General features: G+C 61.9%; 22 protein-coding genes and 1 riboswitch. Of the genes, 13 read left to right on the forward strand and 9 right to left on the reverse strand.

Annotated features, from left to right (window positions below):
* The first annotated feature begins 1 nt into the window (after window position 1).
* From EB809_RS07240 to EB809_RS07255, 4 genes are all read left to right on the forward strand, one after another.
* The gene (locus tag EB809_RS07240; protein WP_123634143.1) at window positions 2–574 is read left to right on the forward strand and encodes an acyltransferase; all 573 of its coding nucleotides are present in this window, start codon (window positions 2–4) and stop codon (window positions 572–574) included.
* On the forward strand, window positions 561–1,697 hold the full coding sequence (rffA, locus tag EB809_RS07245; RefSeq protein ID WP_123634144.1) for a dTDP-4-amino-4,6-dideoxygalactose transaminase: 1,137 nt from the start codon (window positions 561–563) through the stop codon (window positions 1,695–1,697). Before EB809_RS07240 ends, rffA begins: the two co-directional genes overlap by 14 nt.
* A gap of 295 nt (window positions 1,698–1,992) precedes the next feature.
* Complete coding sequence (locus EB809_RS07250; RefSeq protein ID WP_123634145.1) at window positions 1,993–3,120, forward strand: glycosyltransferase family 4 protein; 1,128 nt, start codon at window positions 1,993–1,995, stop codon at window positions 3,118–3,120.
* Window positions 3,121–3,141: 21 nt separating this feature from the next.
* Complete coding sequence (locus EB809_RS07255) at window positions 3,142–4,209, forward strand: CDP-glycerol glycerophosphotransferase family protein (RefSeq protein ID WP_123634146.1); 1,068 nt, start codon at window positions 3,142–3,144, stop codon at window positions 4,207–4,209.
* A 1-nt stretch (window position 4,210) separates the two neighbouring features.
* On the opposite strand, the gene EB809_RS07260 is transcribed toward EB809_RS07255, so the two are convergent.
* The 3 genes from EB809_RS07260 to EB809_RS07270 all read right to left on the reverse strand — a co-directional run bounded on the left by EB809_RS07260 (window position 4,211) and on the right by EB809_RS07270 (window position 7,535).
* Window positions 4,211–5,824 carry a glycosyltransferase family 2 protein gene (locus EB809_RS07260; RefSeq protein ID WP_223807858.1) on the reverse strand — a complete coding sequence of 538 codons (1,614 nt, stop codon included), beginning with the start codon at window positions 5,822–5,824 and terminating at the stop codon, window positions 4,211–4,213.
* Between the two features lie 71 nt (window positions 5,825–5,895).
* The gene (locus EB809_RS07265) at window positions 5,896–6,792 is read right to left on the reverse strand and encodes a lysophospholipid acyltransferase family protein (protein WP_123634147.1); all 897 of its coding nucleotides are present in this window, start codon (window positions 6,790–6,792) and stop codon (window positions 5,896–5,898) included.
* 89 nt (window positions 6,793–6,881) lie between these two features.
* Window positions 6,882–7,535, reverse strand: coding sequence for a YrbL family protein (locus EB809_RS07270; RefSeq protein WP_123634148.1), 654 nt, complete (start codon window positions 7,533–7,535; stop codon window positions 6,882–6,884).
* A gap of 82 nt (window positions 7,536–7,617) precedes the next feature.
* Between EB809_RS07270 and EB809_RS07275 the strand changes: the two genes are divergently transcribed.
* Window positions 7,618–8,289, forward strand: a complete 672-nt coding sequence (locus EB809_RS07275; RefSeq protein WP_123634149.1) for an SGNH/GDSL hydrolase family protein — start codon at window positions 7,618–7,620, stop codon at window positions 8,287–8,289.
* Here the strand turns inward: EB809_RS07275 and EB809_RS07280 are convergent.
* The 4 genes from EB809_RS07280 to lpxL are packed head-to-tail and all read right to left on the reverse strand — an operon-like array spanning window position 8,264 to window position 12,328.
* Window positions 8,264–9,313 carry a glycosyltransferase family 4 protein gene (locus tag EB809_RS07280; RefSeq protein ID WP_123634150.1) on the reverse strand — a complete coding sequence of 350 codons (1,050 nt, stop codon included), beginning with the start codon at window positions 9,311–9,313 and terminating at the stop codon, window positions 8,264–8,266. The two genes, EB809_RS07275 and EB809_RS07280, sit on opposite strands and share 26 nt — an antisense overlap.
* Entirely contained in the window at window positions 9,310–10,428 is a 1,119-nt protein-coding gene (locus EB809_RS07285) for a glycosyltransferase family 4 protein (protein ID WP_123634151.1), read from the reverse strand. The genes EB809_RS07280 and EB809_RS07285 overlap by 4 nt, the downstream gene beginning before the upstream one ends.
* Complete coding sequence (locus tag EB809_RS07290) at window positions 10,425–11,369, reverse strand: mitochondrial fission ELM1 family protein (RefSeq protein WP_123634152.1); 945 nt, start codon at window positions 11,367–11,369, stop codon at window positions 10,425–10,427. The genes EB809_RS07285 and EB809_RS07290 overlap by 4 nt, the downstream gene beginning before the upstream one ends.
* Window positions 11,366–12,328 carry an LpxL/LpxP family Kdo(2)-lipid IV(A) lauroyl/palmitoleoyl acyltransferase gene (gene lpxL, locus EB809_RS07295; protein ID WP_123634153.1) on the reverse strand — a complete coding sequence of 321 codons (963 nt, stop codon included), beginning with the start codon at window positions 12,326–12,328 and terminating at the stop codon, window positions 11,366–11,368. Before lpxL ends, EB809_RS07290 begins: the two co-directional genes overlap by 4 nt.
* Window positions 12,329–12,556: 228 nt before the next feature.
* Between lpxL and waaA the strand changes: the two genes are divergently transcribed.
* Window positions 12,557–13,816, forward strand: a complete 1,260-nt coding sequence (gene waaA, locus EB809_RS07300; protein WP_123634154.1) for a lipid IV(A) 3-deoxy-D-manno-octulosonic acid transferase — start codon at window positions 12,557–12,559, stop codon at window positions 13,814–13,816.
* A 42-nt stretch (window positions 13,817–13,858) separates the two neighbouring features.
* Here waaA and EB809_RS07305 read toward each other — a convergent pair whose 3' ends face one another.
* Complete coding sequence (locus EB809_RS07305; RefSeq protein WP_123634155.1) at window positions 13,859–15,241, reverse strand: TolC family outer membrane protein; 1,383 nt, start codon at window positions 15,239–15,241, stop codon at window positions 13,859–13,861.
* Between the two features lie 216 nt (window positions 15,242–15,457).
* A riboswitch (TPP riboswitch) is annotated at window positions 15,458–15,562 on the forward strand.
* Between the two features lie 120 nt (window positions 15,563–15,682).
* Here EB809_RS07305 and thiC point away from each other — a divergent pair.
* The 7 genes from thiC (at window position 15,683) to EB809_RS07340 (ending at window position 22,104) form a co-directional block, all read left to right on the forward strand.
* The gene (gene thiC / locus EB809_RS07310; protein ID WP_123634230.1) at window positions 15,683–17,563 is read left to right on the forward strand and encodes a phosphomethylpyrimidine synthase ThiC; all 1,881 of its coding nucleotides are present in this window, start codon (window positions 15,683–15,685) and stop codon (window positions 17,561–17,563) included.
* 114 nt (window positions 17,564–17,677) lie between these two features.
* Window positions 17,678–18,307, forward strand: coding sequence for an ADP-ribose diphosphatase (gene nudF, locus EB809_RS07315; protein ID WP_123634156.1), 630 nt, complete (start codon window positions 17,678–17,680; stop codon window positions 18,305–18,307).
* Entirely contained in the window at window positions 18,307–18,795 is a 489-nt protein-coding gene (locus EB809_RS07320; protein ID WP_190294846.1) for a DUF1249 domain-containing protein, read from the forward strand. Before nudF ends, EB809_RS07320 begins: the two co-directional genes overlap by 1 nt.
* Window positions 18,796–18,926: 131 nt before the next feature.
* Window positions 18,927–19,751 carry a 3',5'-cyclic-AMP phosphodiesterase gene (gene cpdA / locus EB809_RS07325; RefSeq protein ID WP_190294847.1) on the forward strand — a complete coding sequence of 275 codons (825 nt, stop codon included), beginning with the start codon at window positions 18,927–18,929 and terminating at the stop codon, window positions 19,749–19,751.
* A 5-nt stretch (window positions 19,752–19,756) separates the two neighbouring features.
* A complete protein-coding gene (locus EB809_RS07330; protein WP_123634157.1) occupies window positions 19,757–20,347 on the forward strand; it encodes a YqiA/YcfP family alpha/beta fold hydrolase in 591 nt (196 codons plus the stop codon).
* 72 nt (window positions 20,348–20,419) lie between these two features.
* Window positions 20,420–20,812, forward strand: a complete 393-nt coding sequence (gcvH, locus tag EB809_RS07335; RefSeq protein ID WP_123634158.1) for a glycine cleavage system protein GcvH — start codon at window positions 20,420–20,422, stop codon at window positions 20,810–20,812.
* Between the two features lie 98 nt (window positions 20,813–20,910).
* On the forward strand, window positions 20,911–22,104 hold the full coding sequence (locus EB809_RS07340) for a class I SAM-dependent rRNA methyltransferase (protein WP_123634159.1): 1,194 nt from the start codon (window positions 20,911–20,913) through the stop codon (window positions 22,102–22,104).
* On the opposite strand, the gene EB809_RS07345 is transcribed toward EB809_RS07340, so the two are convergent.
* A complete protein-coding gene (locus EB809_RS07345) occupies window positions 22,084–23,214 on the reverse strand; it encodes an imelysin family protein (RefSeq protein WP_123634160.1) in 1,131 nt (376 codons plus the stop codon). The two genes, EB809_RS07340 and EB809_RS07345, sit on opposite strands and share 21 nt — an antisense overlap.
* Window positions 23,215–23,217 lie beyond the last annotated feature (3 nt).

Genomic DNA, 23,217 nt, shown 5'->3' on the forward strand with positions numbered 1-23,217 from the left:
TATGGCCTATTACACCGATGAGCAATTGCGCCAAATGAATTTCAAGCGGCTCGGGCGCAACGTGAAAATCAGTGATAAAGCCAGTCTCTATGACACAGCCGAGATGGAGATCGGTGATTTTTCTCGGATTGATGATTATTGCATCGTGTCCGGCCGGATCATCATTGGAGCCTATTGCCACGTAACACCCATGTGCCTGTTGGCCGGTGGTGCTCCCGGCATTACATTGTCGGACTACAGCACATTGGCCTACGGCGTAAAAATCTTTGCGCAAAGCGATGACTACAGCGGCGCGACTATGGTGAACTCACTAATCCCCAAGAAGTTCAAAAACGAGTACATGGCCCCGGTTTTTCTCGGGCGGCATGTGATCGTTGGTACAAATGCGGTTGTGTTCCCGGGTGTCACGATTGAAGAGGGCTGTTCGATCGGCGCAATGACGCTGGTTAACAAAACGACCGATGCTTGGGGCATATACGTGGGCAGCCCGGCCAGGCGGATCAGAGAGAGAAAGCAGGACTTGCTGGCACTGGAAGCCCAATTCAGGGACGAGGTCCGCAATGATCCCCTTTAACAAGCCCCCCCATACCGGTCTCGAAGAGAAATACGTGCTTGAGGCTATGGGTAGCGAGAAAATTTCCGGCGACGGGCCCTTCAGCCGGCGCTGCCAGTCCTGGTTCGAGTCCTCCCTGGGGTGTCCGAAAACGCTGTTAACGCCTTCCTGTACCCATGCCCTGGAAATGGCGGCACTGCTGATCGATGTCCAGCCGGGAGACGAGATCATCATGCCCAGCTATACGTTTGTCAGCACGGCAAACGCCTTTGTTCTGAGGGGCGCCCGGATTGTGTTTGTCGATATCCGGCCCGACACCATGAACATCGACGAGCGGCAGGTGGAAGCCGCCATTACGCCTCGAACCCGAGCCATTGTGGTCGTACATTATGCCGGTGTTGCCTGCGAAATGGATACAATAATGGCGGTGGCCAGTCAGTACCAACTGGCGGTCATTGAAGATGCCGCTCAAGGTATGATGGCGACATACAAAGGGCGACCGCTCGGGACCATTGGCCATATTGGAACCTATAGCTTTCACGAAACCAAAAACTACACGAGCGGTGGCGAGGGCGGTCTCTTACTGATCAACGATACGCAGTACATCGCCCGATCGGAGATTATCCGGGAGAAAGGCACCAATCGCAGTCAGTTTTTCAGGGGCGTGGTCGACAAATACAGTTGGGTCGATTTGGGCAGCAGCTATTTGCCCAGCGAGATACAGGCGGCCTATCTTTGGGGGCAGCTGGAGTGCGCGCGCGAGATTCACGAGAATCGGCTGCAGAGTTGGCAGGCTTATTGGGAGGGATTGCGTTTTCTGGCGGATACCGGGCACCTGACGCTCCCGACGATTCCGTCAGGTTGCGAGCACAACGCTCATATGTTCTATCTCAAACTGTCCTCTGCGGATGAGCGTGACGCATTGTTGGCACATTTAAAGGCAGACGGCGTCATGGCGGTTTTCCATTACGTGCCTTTGCACAGTGCTGAGGCGGGTCGTCAGTTCAGCACTTTTCGGGGTGAAGACCATTATACGACGCAGGAAAGTGAACGCTTGATTCGCTTGCCCCTTTGGTATGGGCTTGAATCCCGGGATATTGCGCACATCATTCAATCTGTAAAACAGTTTTTCGACAACGCCTGAAGTGCATCGCTGACCCAGCGGCTCGATAAGTTGAGGGTTGAGTGAAGGTTTGGGCCTTGCACTGTCCAGAGGACGTTACTCTACTTGTAGGCTGTCTGTCTGACTGGCGGATGGCTTCAGCAGCTATTGATCATTAGAGGAGCATGCTGCAGCTTATGCGCGGCATGGCAGGGAATGGGGCGTTTTTGCGCGAGGGAGTCTTCGGGCAGACGCCCTTCGCCGGTCGTCTTTGGCCGGGCCAGCGGCTAAACTAGTGCCACTTCTGACTGATACCACTTTCACAAGGAAACCCGGTTTGACTGGAACCTCCGATGCCCCGCTTCGCGTCCTTTGCTTGACGGACTCCTGCGATCGCCCGGAATCTGAACTGTTCATCGGCCTGAAGGCGGCGGGCGTTGATGTTGACGTCATGTGCAATCCCAAAGGTCGAAACTATCAGCGGCTTGTGGAACAGGATCTGGTCGTCGCTCCCCTGGCGCTCCAGGGGCGGTTTGACAAGGAAGGCACGGCGGCCATCCGGCGTCAGCTCCAAAGCAAGCCGTATGATGTGATCCATGCCTACAATCCGCGCGCGCTGGCGTGCGGGTTGAGAGCGTCTAAGGGGATGGATGTCCGGGTTGTGGCCTATCGCGGCGTTATCGGCAATGTGGGGGCTATGCATCCCGAGTCCTGGATTACCTTCCTGCACCCGCGGGTCGACAAGATCGTCTGCGTCGCCGACGCCATTCGCGATCATCTTGAGGGGCTTGGCTTCCCCTGGTCGCGCCTGACGGCCGACCGGCTGCAGAGGATCTACAAGGGGCACGACCTTTCCTGGTATCAGGCGGAGCCGGCGGATTTGCGGCCGCTGGGTGTGCCGGAAGGCGCCTTCGTGGTGTGTTGTACGGGCAGGGGTGTGCCACGAAAAGGGTTCGATGACCTGGTGCGGACGGCCCTCTATTTGCCGGAGGACGTTGAGGTTCACTACTTGTTGGTCGGCGATGTGGATCGCAACGAGACCATCCGCAAGGAAGTGGCCGCCTTGCCGCATCCGGAACGCGTACACTTTGCCGGTTATCGCAACGACGCGCCCCAGCTTGCTGCAGCAAGTGACGTGATCGTGTTGCCCTCCAAAGAGCAGGAAGGTCTGCCCCGGGCGGTTATTGAAGCCATGGCCTATGCGATACCGGCCATTGTGACCCGGGTGGGGGGTATGCCCGAGCTGGTTGAGGATGGTGTGACGGGACTGGTGGTTCCGCCATGCGACGAAAAATCGTTGGCGGAAGCGATCGTCAAGCTCTACCGGCTCTCGCCGGAAGAGCGGCAGGCGATGGGAGCGGCGGGGCGCAAGCGGATCAAGGAGCATTTCCATACGTCCCAGACCGTCCGCGAAACCGCTGCGATGTACCAGTCCCTTGTCGACGGCAAACGTCGCTCACGCTGAATCTGAACTGACGAGTGTGGAATGCCTAAACGTTACCTGTTTTTTGTAAACCAGCCGTATTCATATTCGATTTTGCGGCCTCTCCAGGAAGAAATTCGACGTCGGGGCGACCAGGCAGCCTGGTTCGTCGCCGGATGTTCCACGGCTCCACTGAAAGAGGGGGAGCTCCATTTGAAAAGCGTTCGGGAGGTCATGGCGTATCAGGCGGATGCGACGTTCGTTCCGGGTGACTGGGTTCCCTACTTTTTCCCTGGCATCAAGGTGGAAGTCTTTCATGGGATGGCCAGGAACAAACGGGGACACAGCAGTGAAGACGAGAGTGACCATTACCGCATTCGGGGGTGGTTCGACCTGTACTGTACTCATGCCGAGAAAGATACTGCCAAGTTTAAGGCGTTAGCCTCTGAGTTGGGGCACTTTGCCGTTTCACACACCGGTTGGCCAAAGCTCGATCCCTTGTTTGCTCAAGGTGTACCTGGCAGAAGGTCTCGGCAGCCGGATGAACCACCGGTGGTTTTTTTTGCCTCGACATTCAGTCGTTCTGTCACGGCAGCCCCGGCACTGCTCAGGAAAATCGGAGAATTGGCCGGTAGCGGTCGTTGGAAATTTATTGTGACACTCCATCCGAAAATGGATCCGGCCATTGTGTCGGAGTATCGGCAATTGGCCGGTGAAAACCTGCGCTTTGTTGAAAGCGATGAGGACCTCATGCCGATTCTGCCTCGGGCCGATGTGATGCTCTGTGACACCTCATCCATCATGTTCGAGTTTATGTTCCTTGAACGGCCCGTAGTGACGTTTCGAACGAAGATGCCCGGCCCCTACCTTATTGATGTGGAAGAGGTTGAAGAGGTTGAATCGGCTCTCCAGAAGGCAGTCACATACCCGGCGGAATTGATGGCGCAAACTCGGCGGTTGTGCCAGGAACTACACAGCTTTAATGATGGTGCTTCCAGCCAAAGAGTCCTTGACGCCGTAGAACATTTCCTGAGTCATGAGCAGGGTCGCTTGAAGAGAAAGCCGCTGAATCTGCTACGTAAACTCAAGGTTCGTCGTCGTCTGAAGCGAGAGTTGCTCAGGATGGTCTGACTCAGTCACGCCCCAGGGTCCAAAGCCCGGCATATTTGTTGAAGGTCACCTGCGCATAGGTCACGGCTGTCAGGTAACCTACCGCGCCATCCAGAAAACCGAGTCGAATGAAGTAAACCTGAATGAATGTCATCAGGCCACGTAGCGTTGGATAAAGCATCGTCCGGGTTTTCTTGCCTCGGCGGTGCTTTTCCAGGGCGCCCAGCCAAGCATATTTGGCGCTTTTTTCCAGCGAATGGCCGAAATCCCGATGAGTGAAATGCGTCATCCGTCCGCGCAGGGTCTTGGTCGTTCGGCCTTCGGGGATAAGGATGCGTTCGTGGACGAGCGCATCGGAAAAGCTGACGCCTTCCCGCCGGAATAGTCGTAAGGGCGCGCGACCGCTACGGCCGAAGTCCAGTTGCGTCCCGTAAATCGTCACGGCCCAGGGCAGCTTGTAGGCGTCGGCATCCGGGGCCGAGAGGCGGTCGTTGATTTCCCGGGCCAGGGCCGGGGTAATACGCTCATCCGCATCGATGGACAGGACCCAGTCCCCCGTCGCTTTCTCCAGCGCCCGTTGCTTCTGGATGCCGAATCCCGGCCAGTCGGTAATCTCGACGATGTCCGCCAGGGCGCGGGCCCGCTCCACCGTATCGTCGGTACTGCCGCTGTCCAGTACGATGATTTCGTCCGCCACTGCGCGCACCGAGCGCAGGCAGTCTTCGATGTTGTCGGCCTCGTTCCGGGTGATGATGGTGGCAGAGACCCGTACCGCCCGGGCCCGGTGATCGCCCCGATCGAGTTCAACGAACAGGGACGCCATGATCGGCGCCATCAGCAACAGGTTGAGCAGCAGTGCGGTGGTGCCGGCCTGCTTGCTGAGGATGGCGGTCACGAGCAGTGCACTGGTGATCAGCGCAGCCACGGCCACGGCGCGTGCGGCCGAGTGCCTCGATGTGGCGAAAGACAGGCCGACAGACACCGGAATGGAAACCAGCAGGAGCCAGCCCAGAATCTGGAGAACGCCGGTCTCACCCAGCGAGGCGGCCGTCCAGACATGATCCATAGCCGTCTCGGCCGGACTCAGGATCAACCCGATCGACGCCGCACCGGCGAGCACACCTGCGACACACGCCAAAGCGCGCTTCATCCGGCCCTGCCGGAATAACGTCCAGGCGCCCCAGGAACCCAGGGTGGCGATGAGGATTGGGATCTGCGCCGCTTCCCGGGGAACGGTGATCGTCAGGCTGGCAGCAAGCGTCAACAGGCCCGCCGCGGCGACGGCCGTGAACAGGTCTGCCGCGACCAGGCGGATGGCACTCATGCCGGTGGTCAACGGCCAGAACAGCAACAGCAAGACAAGTGGCCAGGCCCTGCCGGCCGCGGAGGCGGGCGATGGCGCAATGGCCGTCGCCACACCGACGATGATGACGAAACCCCAGAAGGCAAAGTGCACCAGCCGCAATTCCCGGGGGATGTCCCAGCCGCCTGCCCGGCGACGTGCCGCCAGTCCGGCGACCGCCATGGCGATGATAGCCAGTTCGAGGATGGCCGGGTGAATCAGGGCGCCCGCCAGGCCAATGGCCAATAGGCCCAGCATCAGTGGCCGTAAACGCTCGGCGGAAAGGCTGGTCACAGGAAAAATCCTTCTGGGTTGTCGATAGGGCTATGCATCGTGTCAGTGTAGTGAATTCCGGCGTATGCCGGTTACTTAGCTTTATAGGGATTGGGCAGTCCCGGCGGCCGATGGCGCATGCGCTTGTATTCCCACTGGTATTGCGCCGGGATCTGGCGGACGCAGCGCTCAACCGACGCATTGAGGGCGCGGGTGGCAACCACCGGATCGGCATCGTCCAGTCCGGGTTCGCACTCCCGGATCACGATGCGGAAGCCCTCGGCATCCGGCAGCCGCTCGGCATAGGTGATCAGCACCGCTGCGCCGGATTTCTGGAGCAGTTTCGCCACCAGCGTCATGGTCCGCACTTCCATGCCGAAAAAGGGCGCATAGGCATTGCCTTTGCCCCGTGGGCTCTGATCCGGCAGGATGCCGGCGACGCCGCCTTCCCGCAGCAGTCCGATGAGCCGGGCAAGGCCGCGACGGTCGCCCCGGACCAGTTCCGAGCCCAGGCGGCCACGGACCTGAATCATGTAATCCTCGAATTCCGGCAGGTGGGGCGGGCTGTACAGAGCCGCCATCTTATAGCGCGATGAAAAATACAGACCGGCGAGTTCCCAGTTACCCAGGTGGGGGGCCAGCAGAATCAAACCGCGGCCATCGGCCCGATATTGCTCCAGCAGTTCCTCGCCTTCGATCTCGCGAATCAGGTCCAGGCAGCGTTCGACCGGCCATTCCCACATGAGCGGGATTTCCAGCATGGTCCGGCCCGTCTGCTTCATGCTTTCCCGGCCCAGGGCCTTGCGATCGGCGTCGGGCATGTCGGGAAAACAGATATCCAGGTTAACCCGGGTAACCCGCCGCGATTCCGTCGGTAGCTTCCAGCCGAGCAGGCCCAGGATGGCCCCCACATTCTGGGCCGAGCGCAGTGAGAGTTTGCCGGCCAGTTTCAGCAGGCCAGTCAGCAGCGAGATTCTAGACAGGGCCATGGTCCCGTTGATTTCCAGGTCGATAGAGTCAGGGCAGGAAACTACATCATCCGGTGCGACAGTGCCACTCCGCGGATAACTCGGGTCTGCTACAGTTTTTCAGCCCGGGCCCAGCTCCCTGGCCGGCCATGCACTTCCCAGTCGATGCGCTGTTGGAACCGTGCCAGCTTGCGATCTATGTAACGCCACCGATAAGCCGGGACTGCCGCCAGTTGCGTCGGGACGGCGGGCGCGCCCAGTCCATCGACCAGATAAAGCGTGAGCTGTTGGTCGCGACGGGCCACGACAAGGTTGTGGGGCAGCAGGTTACGGGTCAACAGGCCGATCTGTCGCAGCCAGTCGGTGAATCGGGCGATGGCCCGTTCAATGTCCGGTGTCCGACCGTTGGTTTCCAGATAGCGCTCCAGGGTGATGCCGGGGCGGCCGTCGGCCTCGGTGATCAGTTCGCTGACATTGGCCGGTCCGAGTGTGGTGTCGACGCTGCCATGGAATCGGGGCAGGTGAAGCCAGGCCTGTTCCGGATTGGGTAGCCCTTTGATCTGGCGATGCGCGATGATTTCCTGTCGATTATCATTGATGCGATCCCGGCCCAGCAGTTTCTTGTACCAGGGTTGTCGCGCAAACCGGGCCTCAATATTTTCCGGTCGCAACACCTTGAGGCACAGCCTGTGATCATCCGGGTGAATGTAGCAGGTCCGGTTATATCCCGCTGCGAATGGCGGCTGATGGGTCAGGTCAATCATGATGCGAGCCGGGCTGGATGGTTGCTTTGAGCGTAATTTAGCACGTTCCAGCGGCCGCAGAAGAGAGCGGGAGCGAGACCTTATGGTGGTGAAAGGCTGTATTGCGTACGGCGACTGCAACACGGAGGGGATTGCCGGTTTCACCGGTCAGCTCTGGCCTGATCGGGTGGCCCATATCTTGGGGCTGCCGCTGGTTAACTGTGGCCACACCATGAGTACCACCCGGGAGCTGCGCCGCTATGCGCGAGCGTTTCCGCCCTCGGATTACCGGTTCGCGTTTATCCAGTACGGGCTGGTGGATTCCTGGCTGACCTTCCGGGGAGCGCCCTACGTGCTCTATTACCCGGATAACCCGCTGCGCAAATTGGCGCGCAAATGGGTAAAGACGCTCAAGAAGCGAGCTCGCCGCTGGCACCTGCAGGACCGGTTGGGTGCGGTTGAACAGGTGCCTTTGGAGGAATATCTCAGTCATCTGCGTGCGGTGATCACGTCGGCGCCGGCCACTCAGTTCGTGCTCGTTGGCACGGCTCCCAACCTGGATGAGCCCCGCAATCCCCGCATCCAGCGCTATAACCGGGCGCTCGCCGAGCTGGCGGAGCGGCTGGACAATGCCGTCTATGCCGATGCCTACGCCGCATTGTGGGTCGGTCGAGAGCGCACGTTGATGAACGATGGCACCCATTTGACCGATGAAGGCCATCGCATTCTGGCGGATGCGGTGCTCGATGTTATTCGTCGACGTGTTGCGGCGTGAGTTCCGCATAGACGGCGAGCGTCTTATCTGTCATGGCCTCCAGCGTGAGCGTCTGTCGGGCCAGTTCGAAGCTGGCGTGCTGGCACCGTTGCAGCGTCGAAGCATTCGCCAGGTTCTTCTGGAGCAGCGAGGCAAGATCTCCCGTTGCCGTTGACGCGGCGATGCAGCTACCGGGTAGGAAATGCGCCACCCCGCTGACTGGCGTGGCCAACACCGGGCAACGATTCAACAGGGCCTCGACCATGATGTAGGGGAAGCCCTCTCGCTCAGAACTGATGACGCAGGCGTCGGCCCGGGCGAGCCAGCCGGCGACGTTGGATTCATAGCCCGGCAGGTGAATGGTGCCGGTTTGGCCGGAATCGAGGATCAACGCTTCCAGGCGGGGCCGCTCGCGACCTTCACCCAGTATCACCAGTTGGGCACTTCCGCTGTGAACGGTGGACCAGGCCCCGATCAGTCGGTTGAAGCCCTTGACGGGTTCCAGGCGCCCGGCGGCCACAACCAGAGGCGAGGCGTCCGGAATGGGAAGTCCTGTCTCTTCCTGCAGCGGTTGCGGATCAATGCCGTTGAAGATGACCCGAACCCGCGAGTGCACCAGGTCGGCGGCCAGTTCGTCGCTGACGGCGATGACGCCGTCAAGACGTTCCAGCCCGCGGTGGGCGGACTTGGTGCCATGGACCGTGCCGACGTAACAGGCCTCGCGGTTCTCCTGACGCCGTTTGACGCCAGCCAGCAGTTGGATCGCCTTGTTGCCCTGGGCGTGGCAGATGTCCGGCTGCAGGCGCGCCAGAATCCGTCGCAGTCGCAGCCCCAGCCAGGGATGCCGGCGGCTGAAGTGAACGGGTATTGGGTGAAAATGGGCGAACGGGATGAAGCGGTCGTGGTAGCGGGCATCGGCCAGCACATGGACTTCGTGGCCCCGCTGGGCCAGGCTGCGGGCCAAATCCAGGGTGTGTGTTTCCATGCCGCCCCAGGTGGTACCCGGAGTGGCCAGGATCAGCGCAATCCGCAGCGGCCCATTCACGTGACGGTCCTGCCGTGGCGCGCCAATAGCTCGCGGTAGACTGAGAGGGTGGCCTCGGTTTGGGCGGCGAGGTGAAACCGCTCGGGAATCTCGATGGCCGGTCCGGGCTGCCTCAACAAGGTTTGGGCGGTTTGCACAAACGCGCGGGTGTCATCGGGGGCCACCAGGCCGGCCGGGAAACAGGCGCGCAGGGTTTCCGCCGCACCGCCACGCTCGAAAGCAACCACCGGCGTGCCCGACGCCAACGCCTCGGTCAGAGTACGTCCAAAGGGTTCGGGCTTGGTGGACAGATGGCACACCAGATCCGCGAACAGGTAGAGCTCGTGCATGTCGCTGCGCTGGCCGAGAAACGTGATGTGGTCGTGCAACCCTAGCTCGTCGATCCGTTTATCCAGTTCGTCCTGGTAGCGCTGTTTGCCGCCTTCGAGCCCACCGACGATAACGCCATGCACCTTGTCATCCTCCCGGACCAATTGGGCGATCACCTCGAGAAACGTCCGTTGGCCTTTCCAGCGCGACAGGCGTCCCGGCATCAACAGGATGCGGCGGTCGCGCAGTTGCGGGTAGTTCGCCAGCAATTGAGTGCGCCATGCCGGATCCAGCGGTGACTCGCAGAACTGACGGGTGTCGACGCCGCGCTGGATCACCGTGATCCGGTCGTCGGGCACCCTGTAGTTCTCGAGAACATAGCGGCGCACGCAGTCCGACACGGCGATCAGGTGTTCGGCCTTGGCCATGATGGCGCTGTAGGGATTGACCGAATACATGCCGTGAAAGGTGCTGACCAGCACCGGGCGTTCTTCGGCGGGGAGCCCCTTCCAGGCCAGGTAGATCACCCAGGCGGGCATGCGCGACCGGACGTGGATCATATCGGGTTTTAACGATTGCAGGAGTTGGCGGACCGGCCGTACCTGCCCCAGTGTGGTCAGGGACTTGCGGTGAATCGGCCGGGTGATATGTCGGGAGCCCGCGGCTTCAAGCGGCGCGACCATAGGGCCACCGGCGGAAAGCACCGTTGAGGTGTGCCCGCGCTTCACCAGTTCGGCGGCAAACTCCACGGTGCCCCGTTCAACGCCGCCGCTCTTCAGCGCCGGAAGGACCTGCAGAATCTTCATGACGAGACGCCCCGGCAACGTTCCAGCAGCCATTGGGCGGCACGATCCGCTTCCCACAGGGGCGGGGAAACAGGCGCGGTCGCGGCCATCACCGATGACGCCTCCGACAGGGTATGAACCTGGCGACTTTCCAGCAGCGCTTCCGCGCCATCCGCCACCCGGCTTCCCGAAACCGGGGGCAGACTGAACAGGCCCGTGGGAATGCCGGCGGTGAGGCTTTCGTACACCATCGAGGCGCTGTCGGGCGTGATCCAGGCGGCGCGGCTGGCGGCCAGCGTGTGCGCCAGCCATTGATCGTGGGTGTCCCGATGATCGCGAAAACGGACGTGAGGACTTTCGCGCTTCTGCAGGGCGCTGATCAGCTCGGCCGGTGTGCGCCGGCTGGACGTGACCGTCCAGTGCCAGTCGGGATACTCCCGAAGCAACTGATCGAGCTGTCGCAGGATCGTTTCGTCGTCCCAGCGATAATGTCTGGATGGGCCGCCGATCAGAACAGCGCCGTGCTTTCGCTCGGTCAACTTCGCCATGGGTGTCAGGGTGTTCAGGACGCCGGTGGTGATCAGGGTATCGGGAAGCGGAGTGGGGTGATCGTGTTGCGGGATAACCCGGCAGTCGATCCAGCGCTGGGGGAAAGACGGGCGCATGAGCAGTGCGGTCAATGCCCCCGGGGTGCGGCGCAGTGCCAACAGCAATCGGTGAGTGCCGGTACCGGCCGCGACGATCAGGGCCGGTCGGCGCAGGTTGTCCGGGACGTCTAAGGTCGGTCCCACGCCCAGTAAGGCGCGCCAGGACGGCACCGTCAAGGCGCCGGCGTCGAGCCAGTGACAGCGCGCATCGGCGCGGGCCTTGAGACGATTGGCCAGGCCCCGGAGCTGGTTGCGGTGACCGGGTTTGTCGTCGTGGATCAGCCAGACCACCGGGGGCTCGACGCCGTCGGTCATGGCCGCTTCCTGCGGTAGAACCCCGGATCGTCCCGGGACGGGCGCGTTTTGAAGCGTCGGTGCATCCACAGATACTGATCCGGATGTTTGCGCACTTCGCGTTCGATGGTCGCGTTCACCCGGGTGGCGTCCACTTCGTCGTCGCCGGACGGAAAATCCTCCAGTGGCGGATGGAAGTAGATGTCGTAACCGATCTCGTTGTCGCGCCGGAAGTGGCTGAAGGGAATCACGACACACTCGCTGCGCTCGGCAATGCGGGCCGTGGCAGTGATGCTGGCGGCTTCCACACCGAAAAACGGCGCGAACACGATGCCTTTGCGGCCGTAGTCCTGGTCGGCCGCGTACCAGACGATGCGATTGGCTCGCAGGCGCTTGAACAGGCCCCGCAGATCCTTGCTGTTCAGCGCGACGCCATACCGTTTTTCCCGCGAGCGGGTCATCACGGCGTTCATCAGCGGGTTGTTGTGGTCGCGCTGCATGACGTCGGCATCGATAAAGAGGGACACCAGGCTGCCGCCCAGGTCGAGGGTGCTGTAGTGACCGCCGAGCAACAGGATGCCTTTGCCTTTCTCCAGCGCATCGTTCACGTAGTCAAGGCCATGGACCTGGGTCAGGTGGCGTAGGGATTCCGGATCCCGGAACCAGGCCAGGCTGATTTCCATGATGCCAATGCCGTTGGAGTGAAAGGTTTTCCGGACCAACGCCTCCCGCTCGGCATCGCTCAACTCCGGGAAGCACAGGTCGATGTTCACCCGGCAGATGTGGCGCCGGCTGGACAGGGTCCGGTAGGCCAGTTCGCCGATCAGGCGGCCCACGCGCCACTGCACGCCCAGGGGCAGACGGGCCAGCAGCCAGATCAGGCCAATGGTGATCCAGGTCGGCCACCAGCGAGGGTGTCGGTAGTGGGCGAAATTGGTATCGCGGACGCGTTTGCGTTTCTTTGACTTCGATTGACTCACGGTTCGTCCAGATCTCGGGGTGGAATCGTCCCTGTTTGAGGGCAAGTTTATCAGCTATTGATGCGTTGATAAGGCCAGCCCGGATGCCAGGGGCATTTTCGGCGACGATCCGATGCCTCTTTGGTTGTGAATGTGAACTATGCTCAGACCTGGAGGAAGGCCCGGGACGCAACCTGGTGCGCATTTCGGTAGAATCCCGGCAACTTCTGATCCCGCACTGGAGTGCTGATGCTGCGTTTCATCTATTCGACCCTCTTTCGTCTCATCCTGCCGTTTGTCCTGATCCGGTTATGGTGGCAGGGGCGGACGTCGCCGGAAGCGGTGGCACACTGGCGAGATCGTATCGGCCTGATCCCGCGCAGCGAGAAGCCGGTGATCTGGGTGCATGCGGTGTCGGTGGGCGAGACCATCGCGGCGGCTCCGTTGGTCCGTGCCCTCCTTGAGCGACGCCCCGATGCCAGCATCCTGATGAGCGCCATGACGGCAACGGGCCGGGCACGCGCCAACGCGCTGTTCGGGGATCGTGTGCGCTACGCCTATTCGCCCTACGATACGCCGGGCTCGGTACGTCGTTTCCTGCGGCGGGCCCGGCCACAGGCCCTGGTCATTATGGAAACGGAACTCTGGCCGAACATGATCTACCAGACCGCCGCCGCCGGCACGCCGGTCTATCTGATCAATGCGCGGCTTTCCGAGCGCTCCGCCCGCAGTTACCAGCGCTTGCCTGGGGCCAGCCGACAGCTCCTGCGGCAGATCGACTGGATTGCCGCCCAGGCAGACGGCGACGCCCAGCGTTTCGTCGAAACCGGCGCAAGAGCGGATTCGGTCTCCATTACCGGAAGCGTCAAATTCGATGTGGAGGTCACCGATGCCTTGCGGCAGGCGGCCGCGACTCTGCGGTCACAGCTGGGCGGGGAGCGACCGGTCTGGATCGCTGCCAGCACCCATGAAGGTGAGGATGAGCAGATTCTGGACGCGCACCAGCAGGTGCTGGCTGGCACCCATGACGCGCTGCTGGTACTGGTGCCCCGACACCCGGAGCGATTCGACGACGTAGCGGCTCTGGTCCGTCAGCGGAATCTGGGCTTGGTGCGCCGCTCCGAGGGCGGCGATGCGTCGGATTGCCAGGTGTATCTGGCCAACACCATGGGGGAGCTCATGATGCTCTACGGCGCGGCGGATGTGGCTTTCGTCGGTGGCTCGCTGATCGAGCGGGGCGGGCACAATCCGCTGGAGCCGGCGGCCTGGGGCATGCCGGTTGTGACCGGGCCTCATGTGTTCAATTTCGATGACATCTACGAGCGCCTGGAAAGCGGGGCGGGGCTGGTCCGTGTTCAGGATTCACGTGAGCTGGCGGATGCGCTCGGCCGCGGTTTCGCGGATTCAGATTATCGCCAACAGCTGGGAACCAACGCGCTGGCCGTCGTCGATGCCAATCGCGGGGCGTTGAAGCGCGTGGTGGACGGGATCGTCGAAAAGCTGGGGTAGGGGATGCTGGCGCCCGGACATAGAGCGCCAGCGAGTCACAGTTTAGGGCGATTTGGTCGGGTCGACGGTCTTGGTGTCGTTGGCGATGGCACCGATGCTCGGCGCCGAACTGCTCAGCCAGCGGTTGAGATCCACCAGATCCTGCGGGCTCAGGGTGCCGGCCACCAGTTTCAGGTTCAGCGTGTTCACCACGTAGTCGTAGCGGGCGTTGGCGTAATCACGCAGAGACTCGTAGTAGTTCCGCTCGGCATCCAGCACTTCCACGATGTTGCGTGTGCCCACCTCGTAACCGGCGCGGGTCGCATCCAGCGCACTGCGGCGGGACACGATGCTTTGCTCCTGGGAGTTGACCGTCTCGATGTTGGAGTTGACCGTACGGTAGAAACTGCGCGCATTCACGCTGACATCACGGCGCACCGTCTTGAGATTCTGGTCGGAGGCTTCCAGCTGCGCGCGCTGCTGACGGATACTGGCTTCGGTGCCGTTACCTTCATACAGCGGAACGTTCAGTTGCAGGGCCAGCACGCCTTCGGTTGTCGTACCATCGACGGTGCTCTGGTTGGGCGAGACCTGGCCAACGCCGTCCAACTCGGTGTTGCCGTATTTGGCGCTCAGATCGAGGGTCGGATAGTGCCCGGCTTTGGCCACATCCAGCAGCGACCGATTGGCCTGCAGCGTGTAGGCGGCTGACTGCACGCGCCAGTTCTGTTGCAGGGCGATTTTTTCCCAGGCGGCCGGGTCGGTTGGTTGCGGGCGGGAGAGCGGGAAGTCCTGCTGCAGGTTTTCCAGGTCACCGGCGTTTTCGCCGATCAGTCGGCTGAGCTGTTCGCGCGCGATATCCAGGTCGCTTTCGGCGGAAATCCGCTCGCTCTTGCTGGCATCATAGCTGGCGCGGGATTCATACACTTCGGTGATGGCGATCAGGCCCACGTCGAAGCGCTCCTGGGCCTGGTCGTACTGGCGCGCGAAGGCCGCTTCAGCGGCGCGCACCGTGGTCAGGTTGTCCTCGGCGCGCAGCACGTTGAAGTAGGCGGTGGCCACGTCCAGGATCAACTGCTGCTGGGCCAGGCTGTAATCGGCCCGGGCGCTTTCGCTCTGGAACTGGCTGGCGTCGTAGTTGAACCAGTTCTCGGCCCGGAACAGCGGCTGGGTCAGTTCCACCCCGTAGCCAAAGGACTTGTAGGAATCGTCGGTCCGCGGGCCGTCGGAGTCGATGTGCTGGGCGTTACCGTAGGCATCGATCTTGGGCAGGAGCTGGCTTCGGGTGACATCGACGTTCGCCTGCTGGGCTTCGTAGGAGGCCCGGGCGGACGCAATGCCGGAATCATAGGCCAGTGCCTTCTCATAAGCATCGATGAGGTCGGTTGCCATGGCCGGCTGGACAACCAGCAGTCCGACCAGGCCGGTGAGCACGGATTTCTTCATGGATTCTCCTGCCTACGCATTGTTGGGGCGAGCCTCGTCCCTGAGTGTGGGGCCGCGAACCCTGCGGGTCGGGCTGGACAGAAGTCGGGAGGCTCAAGGAAGCGGTCCTCATTATGGACAAAAATCCATCTGATCTCTACACTTGCGGAAATCACCTTTAAGGGCCTGCACGCACTGTTCGGTGCGGTTTGTAAGCCCTTGGGTTGATCACTCAAATGCGTCTTGACGGGGTGCCGGTAAAACCGGCTGAGATTGCCCAGGGCAAAACCCGCGAACCTGATCCGGTTAATACCGGCGTAGGAATCTAAGACAAGCTGTCCAGTGCAATCCAGGCTTTACGCCTGTGTTGTGCCCGGATCCTTCCTCGTCAAACGCGCCCCGTCCACCCAGGACACTTTGCCGTCGATCCACCGGATCGGCCCCGACAAGAGGGACGCCATGATGACTACCGAGAGCATCGAATTCCTGAAGGATGCCGCCGCCGTTGATGAGGCTGCGGTTCAGCCGCTGCCCTGTTCCCGTAAAATCTACGTAACCGGAAGTCGCCCGGACCTGCGGGTGCCGATGCGGGAAATCAGTCTGAGTGACAGCGTGACCGACAGCGGAAGGCACGCCAACGAGCCGCTGGTGGTTTACGACACCTCCGGGCCCTACACCGATCCGCAGGCCCTAATTGATCTGAGGCAGGGTCTGGCGCCGGTTCGCCAGTCGTGGATCGACGAGCGTGACGACACGGAAACCTTGTCGGGCTATTCCTCCCAGTACACCTTGCGGCGTCTGAAAGATCCGACGCTGGACGTGCTGCGGTTTGAAGAGCGGCGCAAGCCGTTGCGGGCGAAGCCGGGCCGTAACGTCAGCCAGATGCACTATGCCCGCCGGGGCATCATCACGCCGGAGATGGAATTCGTCGCCATCCGCGAGAACATGAAACTGCAGGAAGCCCGGGCCAAGGGCTGGCTCGACAGCCAGCATCCGGGACAGTCCCACGGGGCGGCCATGCCGGCCGAGATCACTCCGGAATTTGTGCGGGAGGAAATCGCCCGCGGTCGCGCGATCATTCCCGCTAACATCAACCACCCGGAGCTGGAGCCGATGATCATCGGCCGCAACTTCCTGGTGAAGATCAACGGCAACATCGGGAATTCGGCGGTCAGTTCGTCGATCGAGGAAGAGGTGGAGAAGCTCACCTGGGGCATCCGCTGGGGCGCCGATACCGTGATGGATCTGTCCACCGGCAAGAACATCCACGAAACCCGCGAGTGGATCATCCGCAACTCGCCCGTCCCGATCGGCACCGTGCCGATTTATCAGGCACTGGAAAAAGTGAACGGCGTGGCCGAAGACCTGACCTGGGAGATCTTCCGCGACACCCTGATTGAGCAGGCGGAGCAGGGCATCGACTACTTCACCATCCACGCCGGTGTGCGGTTGCACCACGTCCCGCTGACGGCGAAACGGGTCACCGGCATTGTGTCCCGAGGCGGCTCGATCATGGCCAAGTGGTGCCTGGCGCATCATCAGGAAAGTTTCCTGTATACGCATTTCGAAGAGATCTGCGAGATCATGAAGGCCTACGATGTCTCCTTCAGTCTGGGTGACGGACTGCGGCCCGGCTGCATCGCTGACGCCAACGACGAGTCCCAGTTCGGCGAGCTGGAGACCCTGGGCGAGTTGACCAAAATCGCCTGGAAGCACGACGTCCAGGTGATGATCGAGGGGCCTGGACACGTCCCCATGCACCTGATCAAGGAAAACATGGACAAGCAGCTCGATTGCTGCGACGAAGCCCCGTTCTACACCCTGGGCCCGCTGGTGACCGACATTGCGCCGGGGTACGACCATATCACCTCCGGCATCGGCGCCGCCATGATCGGCTGGTACGGCTGCGCCATGTTGTGTTACGTGACGCCCAAGGAACACCTGGGGCTGCCCAACAAGGACGATGTGAAGACCGGCATCATCACCTACAAGATCGCCGCCCACGCCGCCGATCTGGCCAAGGGGCATCCGGGGGCGCAGGTGCGGGACGATGCTCTGTCCCGGGCCCGGTTCGAGTTCCGCTGGGAAGACCAGTTCAACCTCGGCTTCGACCCGGACACGGCGCGCGCCTATCACGACGAAACCCTGCCCAAGGATTCGGCCAAGGTGGCGCACTTCTGCTCCATGTGCGGGCCCAAGTTCTGTTCCATGAAGATCACCCAGGAAGTGCGTGACTACGCGAAAGAGCAGGGACTGGAAACCCGGGATGCCATCGAACAGGGCATGCGGGACAAGTCCCGGCAATTCGTGGACGGCGGCGCGAAGATCTACAACAAGGTCTGACGGCGCCACCCTGGGCCCTGTCCGGTCGGGCAGGGCCTGTCGCCTGCCAGGGGACTTGCCAATCCGGGCGCCGGCCTTCTATTGTTCGGCTTCACTCTCCCAAACAGGTGATTCATGTCAGAGCAAAAGGTTGCTCCGTTCCAGTTCGGTGCTGAAGACGTCGAAATCGAAAGCCGGGAAACCCTGTTCAAGGGCTTCTTCGGCATGGAGCGGTTGCGCCTGCGCCACGCCCGCTTTGGCGGTGGTTACACCGAAGCCTTCGATCGGGAGATTTTTCAGCGTGGGGACGCCACCTGTGTGTTGCCCTATGATCCGGTTCGCGACGAAGTCGTATTGTTGGAACAGTTCCGCCCCGGTGCCCTGGGGCGGAACCAGTCGCCCTGGCTGCTGGAACTGGTGGCCGGCATGGACGAGCCCGGTGAAACACCGGAAGACGTGGCCAACCGGGAAGCGGAGGAAGAAGCCGGGCTGACTTTCAAACGACTGGAGAAAATCTGCCACTACCTGGTGTCGCCGGGTGGCACCACCGAGATGGTGTCGCTGTTCTGTGGTCAGGTGGACGCGTCCGGCGCAGGCGGGCTGTACGGAATTGAGGCAGAGCATGAAGATATTCGTGCGCATGTAATGGCGGCGGATGAGGCTTTGCGTATGATAGCGGATGGGCGGATCAATAACGCCGCCGCCATTATCGCCCTGCAGTGGCTGGCCATGCAGCGGCAGAGATTGAAGCAAGAGTGGTCCTGATGTCTGAGAACGCGGAAATGCCCCTGCGGCGCAAGAAAGCCTATGTGCCCGACCTCCGGCGCTTCGGCGCGCTGTGTGAGGGGAACTATGGCCGGATCCGGAGGCTGCGCCTGCTGGCGGAGTCGCAGCCCGACGTGGCGGAGTTCGAATTGCGCGACGGTGACGCCTACTTCGGCCGGGTCCGCATTGAGCAATTGCAGCAGTCCCGATTCACCGAAACGCTGCTGTTGGAACAGATCCACAACGCCGGGCGCTGGCTCAACGATCCGCACCTGACCGTCCGCGTCTACCACGACGCCGGCATGGCGGAAGTGATCAGCTGCTACCGTTACAACCGCATTGAAGCGATTAACGACTACCCCAACCGGTTCATGCACCACCCGGACGAGAAAACCCAGGTCAACGCCTTCCTGGCGGACTGGCTGGATTTCTGCCTGCGTTTTGGCCATGTGCCCGCCGACCGCATTGCCTGGCCTTTGACCGACTGAACCGCCGGCCGTTGATGCGGCGGCGACGTCGAATGTGACAGTCCTTCAGGAAATTGTGCAAACTATCCGCTAGTATCTCGGTCAATACCGTTGTTAATGGATATCATTCATCCTGGAGTCGCGGCCCATTCATGCCTTCCCCTGTTCTGTCTGACAAGCCATCGTCCGCTCCGCTGCGGATCCTGCAGATCACCGATCCCCACCTCATGGCGGATCCCGACGGCGTACTGTTGGGCATGAATACCCGGGAAAGCCTTGAAGCGGTACTGGCGCTGGCGGCGGAGGCCGAAGACGGCGCCCCGGATCTGGTGCTGGCCAGTGGGGATATCTCACAGGACGGTTCCGAGGCCGCTTACCGGCTGTTCCAGCGGCTCATGTCCGGTTTCACATGTCCGGTGATCTGGTTTCCCGGAAACCACGACGATGCCGCAGCCATGCGCAAGGTCATCGCGGGGACCGGAGCCGACGAACGCCGGGTGCTGGCGGGCGGTTGGCAGGTGATCTGCCTCGACTCTTCGGTCCCCGGGCAGGTACACGGGCAACTGGCGGACAGCGAGCTGGATTTCCTGCGCGATTGTCTCGCCGAATACCCGGACACGCCCACCCTCGTAACCTTCCATCATCATCCAGTGGACATCGATTGCAGCTGGATGGCCGATATCGGGCTGGTCAACCGCGACGCCCTCTACCGCGTCTTGGCCGGGCAGCCACAGGTGCGCGGATTGCTCTGGGGCCACATCCACCAGGCCTGGGATGACGATCGTGACGGCCTGCGCCTGATGGCAACACCGTCGACCTGCATCCAGTTTGCGCCCGGTTCGACGGATTTCTCCCTGGACGACAAGGCCCCCGGTTACCGCTGGCTGGCGCTGTACCCCGATGGCTCGCTGGCCTCGCACGTGCGTCGCGCGGAGGATTACGCGTACACTGTGGACCTCAACAGCCACGGTTATTGATCGCTATGCCCGAACAACCCCGCCTGATTTATCTGCATGGATTCAGAAGTTCGCCCCAATCCCAGAAAGTCACCGAACTGAGAGAATGGCTGGCCGACAGCGGCCTGCCCGTGGAACTGGTGGTGCCCGAGCTTGGCTTTTCGCCGGACGAGGCGGTGGCCCATGTCGAGCAGGCGGTGGCGGAAGCCGGCGATCGCCCCTGCGGTCTGATGGGAAGCTCACTCGGCGGCTACTACGCCACCGTTGTAGCGGCCCGCCACGGTTTGCGGGCGGTCCTGATCAACCCGGCGGTGGCGCCCTACAATTTGCTGCGGCCCTACCTGGGCGTGCAGGAAAACCTGTACACCGGCGAGCGCTTCGAAGTGACGGAGGCGCACATGCACCAGTTGCAGGCCATGGACCCGGGACCACTGGTGAACCCCGAGCACTTCATGGTGATGCTGCAGACGGCCGATGAGACCCTGGATTTCCGCGAAGCGGTCGCCCGCTACGTTGGTGCGCCCACGTGGTTGCAGCCAGGCGGCGATCACCGTTTCCAGGATTTCCCGCGGGTCCTGCCAGCTGCGCTGGCGTTCCTCGGCATGGCGGCGGTCTGACGCGACGGCTATTCAGTGCCGGCCCGCAATTGCGGTAAACTCCCGGAAAAATGCAAACAAGGACATTCCATCATGAGTCAGATCCCTACGGACCTGAAGTACATCGAAACGCATCAGTGGGTTCGTGTGGCCGGTGACGGCACCGCGACGGTCGGGATCACCGACTTCGCCCAGGACCAGCTCGGTGACGTGGTTTTCGTCGAGCTGCCGGAAGTGGGCGCCACCGTCAACGGCGGCGAGGAAGCCGGTGTGGCCGAATCGGTCAAATCCGCCTCCGACGTCTTCAGCCCGGTCAGCGGCGAGGTGATCGAGGTGAACGAAAGCCTCGAAGAGGAGCCGGAAAAGCTCAATGAAGACCCCTATGGCGAAGGCTGGTTGTTCAAGGTGCGCCTGAGCGACAGCGGTGAGCTGGATGGCCTGATGGAGGCCGACGCCTACGCCGACCTGGTTGCCGATACCGAGTAACCTCCTCTGAATGACTGCCCGGGGAAATCCCGACTGTCCCCGGGCAGCCTGCCTCCGTATAATTCCGCCACTTTCCCATCTTTGGTTGTGGTCTGCCTATGTTCTCCCAGCTTTTTCTGCGCAAGGGCGCAGAGCGGCGTATTCGCGCCGGACACCTCTGGATATACAGCAATGAGGTCGATACCAAGCGTTCGCCGCTGACCGCGTTTCAGCCCGGTGATCAGGCGACTCTGATAGCCGCCAATGGCAAGCCCCTGGGGACGCTGTTCGTGAACCCCCATGCCTTGATCTGCGGGCGACTGATCAGTCGCAACCCGGAGCAGGGCATGACGCCGCAGCGTCTCAGCGAGCGGCTGGAAACGGCGCTGCACCTGCGCGAACGCCTCTTCGAGCGTCCCTTCTACCGCTGGGTGTTTGGGGATGCCGATGGGTTGTCCGGACTGGTGATCGATCGTTTTGACGATGTCGTGGTGGTCCAGATATCCACCGCGGGAATGGAGACGCTGAGCGAATCCCTGGTGCGTGTGATCCAGAAGCTGGTGCACCCGCGTTCCATCGTCTTCAAGAACGACGGCAAGATGCGTGAGGTGGAAGGGCTGGACAGCTATGTGTCCGCCGCGCTGGGCGACTTGCCGGAACACCTGGCCGTGGAGGAAAACGGCGTGCTGTTCAGGGCGCCGCTGGCGACCGGCCAGAAAACCGGCTGGTTCTACGATCACCGCATGAATCGCCGGCGCCTGCAGGCCTATGCGCCGGGCAAGCGGGTGCTCGATGTGTTCAGTTATATCGGGGGCTGGGGCATTCAGGCCGCGGCGGCCGGTGCGGGTCAGGTCACCTGCGTCGACAGCTCCGCGCAGGCCCTGGAGAGCGTCGGCGAGAACGCCCGGCTGAACGGGCTCGACAACGTGGACACGCTGGAAGGCGATGCCTTCGCCGTGCTCAAGGACCTGTGCGACCAGAAAGAAAAGTACGACATCGTGGTGCTGGACCCGCCGGCCCTGATCCCACGCCGGCGTGACCAGAAAGCCGGGGAGCAGGCCTATGCGCGGCTCAACCAACTCGGGTTGCGGCTATTGGAGCGAGACGGTCTGTTAGTCTCGGCTTCCTGCTCCATGCACCTGTCCACGGATCGTCTGGTGGACATCATCCGCGGCAGTGGCCGGCGCATCGATCGTTTCGTGCAACTGCTGGAGCAGGGGCATCAGGCCCCGGATCACCCGGTGATTCCGGGCATCCCGGAAACCGACTACATCAAGAGCTGCTTCGTCCGCTCACTCACCGGCTTCCTCTGAGGCTACCGGCGCCTTCAGGCTGATCCTGGCCAGCGTCTCGCGGACCTGAGCCAGGGCCTGCTGCGCTGCTTCCAGGGCATCGGTATGAATCGGTGCCAGGGTCATATCGATCGCCTCCAGTTGCGTCGCTAAAGCCTGCATTTGCTGATTGAGCGTGCTCACTGCATCCGTCCCGTCCAGCAGGACATCGGTCCACTTCGCAGACAGGTGGCGCACAAGCGCGGCCAATTCGCGGAAATCCGTCGCCGCTTCAGGGCTGTGGGCCACCGGCATGCCGTTATGGTCTTCGCCGTCGGGTGACTGACTCCAGGCGGTAAGTGGCTGGCCAATCGTGGCACCCAAGCGCTTGTCGAGCGCCGCAGCCGCGCGGCCGGGGTGGTTGTCGAACGCCGCCAGGCCGGTCACGAGATACGCCGTGTTTTGCGCATTGCACAGGGTCTTGACGTCCCGGTCCAGCACATTGGCGATCAGGCGTAGCAGGTCGTGGCGTCGCTCGGGCGCATTGACCGTTTCCTCCGGCGTCGTTTTCGGCAGCCGGTAACGCTGGATCGTCTCGTCAATGCCGTCCGTGCCGGCCGGCCAGAGCAGGCTTTCCAGCGGATGGAAACCCAGGGTCAGGTAATAGAAGTCCGTGGACTGGTGTTCCTTGCGCAGGTAATCCGGCGTCAGTGGAACCTCCGAGTAGGTGAGTCCACTGTGGGGGTAGCCGGGCACCTGGTCCAGATAGCCGGGAAGCAGGGGATGGGCGTCGATCGGATCCCGGTCGTTATGCTGCTGGGGCATGGACTGTCCGGCCAGCGCGTGAAGAAAGGCCAGCTGGCGGTAATCGCTGTGGGCCTCGCGCCAGGCTTGCCGGGCGGTTTCCAGGTTGTCGTCGTTCGGCGCGTCGAGAAACCCGGTAATGGCGTTATTCAGGGTGTCTGCCGCCTTGCAGGCGGAGGTGGTCGTTTGCTCGACGCCGTCCTGCAGCGGCTGGGGGATTCGGGCGGCCGGCGCCGCCGCTTCGTTTTTTGCAGCGTCCTTGTCGGCGGGCGTCTTGTCGGAGCAGCCGGCGATCAGCATGCCGGCACCGAGCAAAACAACGAGCCCGCGGTTTGCCATCCTTGCCATACC

The sequence above is a fragment of the Marinobacter sp. R17 genome (genome assembly GCF_003789045.1).
Lineage (GTDB): Bacteria > Pseudomonadota > Gammaproteobacteria > Pseudomonadales > Oleiphilaceae > Marinobacter_A > Marinobacter_A mangrovi.

Excerpts from the sequence above, each read along its gene's own strand:
- EB809_RS07330 (WP_123634157.1), top strand. The coding sequence starts at position 19,757 with ATGCCCGAACAACCCCGCCTGATTTATCTGCATGGATTCAGAAGTTCG.
- EB809_RS07320 (WP_190294846.1), top strand. The coding sequence starts at position 18,307 with ATGTCTGAGAACGCGGAAATGCCCCTGCGGCGCAAGAAAGCCTATGTG.
- EB809_RS07285 (WP_123634151.1), bottom strand. The coding sequence starts at position 10,428 with ATGAAGATTCTGCAGGTCCTTCCGGCGCTGAAGAGCGGCGGCGTTGAA.
- gcvH (WP_123634158.1), top strand. The coding sequence starts at position 20,420 with ATGAGTCAGATCCCTACGGACCTGAAGTACATCGAAACGCATCAGTGG.
- waaA (WP_123634154.1), top strand. The coding sequence starts at position 12,557 with ATGCTGCGTTTCATCTATTCGACCCTCTTTCGTCTCATCCTGCCGTTT.
- EB809_RS07240 (WP_123634143.1), top strand. The coding sequence starts at position 2 with ATGGCCTATTACACCGATGAGCAATTGCGCCAAATGAATTTCAAGCGG.
- EB809_RS07265 (WP_123634147.1), bottom strand. The coding sequence starts at position 6,792 with ATGGCCCTGTCTAGAATCTCGCTGCTGACTGGCCTGCTGAAACTGGCC.
- EB809_RS07275 (WP_123634149.1), top strand. The coding sequence starts at position 7,618 with ATGGTGGTGAAAGGCTGTATTGCGTACGGCGACTGCAACACGGAGGGG.
- EB809_RS07270 (WP_123634148.1), bottom strand. The coding sequence starts at position 7,535 with ATGATTGACCTGACCCATCAGCCGCCATTCGCAGCGGGATATAACCGG.
- EB809_RS07345 (WP_123634160.1), bottom strand. The coding sequence starts at position 23,214 with ATGGCAAGGATGGCAAACCGCGGGCTCGTTGTTTTGCTCGGTGCCGGC.
- rffA (WP_123634144.1), top strand. The coding sequence starts at position 561 with ATGATCCCCTTTAACAAGCCCCCCCATACCGGTCTCGAAGAGAAATAC.
- cpdA (WP_190294847.1), top strand. The coding sequence starts at position 18,927 with ATGCCTTCCCCTGTTCTGTCTGACAAGCCATCGTCCGCTCCGCTGCGG.
- nudF (WP_123634156.1), top strand. The coding sequence starts at position 17,678 with ATGTCAGAGCAAAAGGTTGCTCCGTTCCAGTTCGGTGCTGAAGACGTC.
- EB809_RS07340 (WP_123634159.1), top strand. The coding sequence starts at position 20,911 with ATGTTCTCCCAGCTTTTTCTGCGCAAGGGCGCAGAGCGGCGTATTCGC.
- thiC (WP_123634230.1), top strand. The coding sequence starts at position 15,683 with ATGACTACCGAGAGCATCGAATTCCTGAAGGATGCCGCCGCCGTTGAT.
- EB809_RS07290 (WP_123634152.1), bottom strand. The coding sequence starts at position 11,369 with ATGACCGACGGCGTCGAGCCCCCGGTGGTCTGGCTGATCCACGACGAC.
- EB809_RS07305 (WP_123634155.1), bottom strand. The coding sequence starts at position 15,241 with ATGAAGAAATCCGTGCTCACCGGCCTGGTCGGACTGCTGGTTGTCCAG.
- EB809_RS07255 (WP_123634146.1), top strand. The coding sequence starts at position 3,142 with ATGCCTAAACGTTACCTGTTTTTTGTAAACCAGCCGTATTCATATTCG.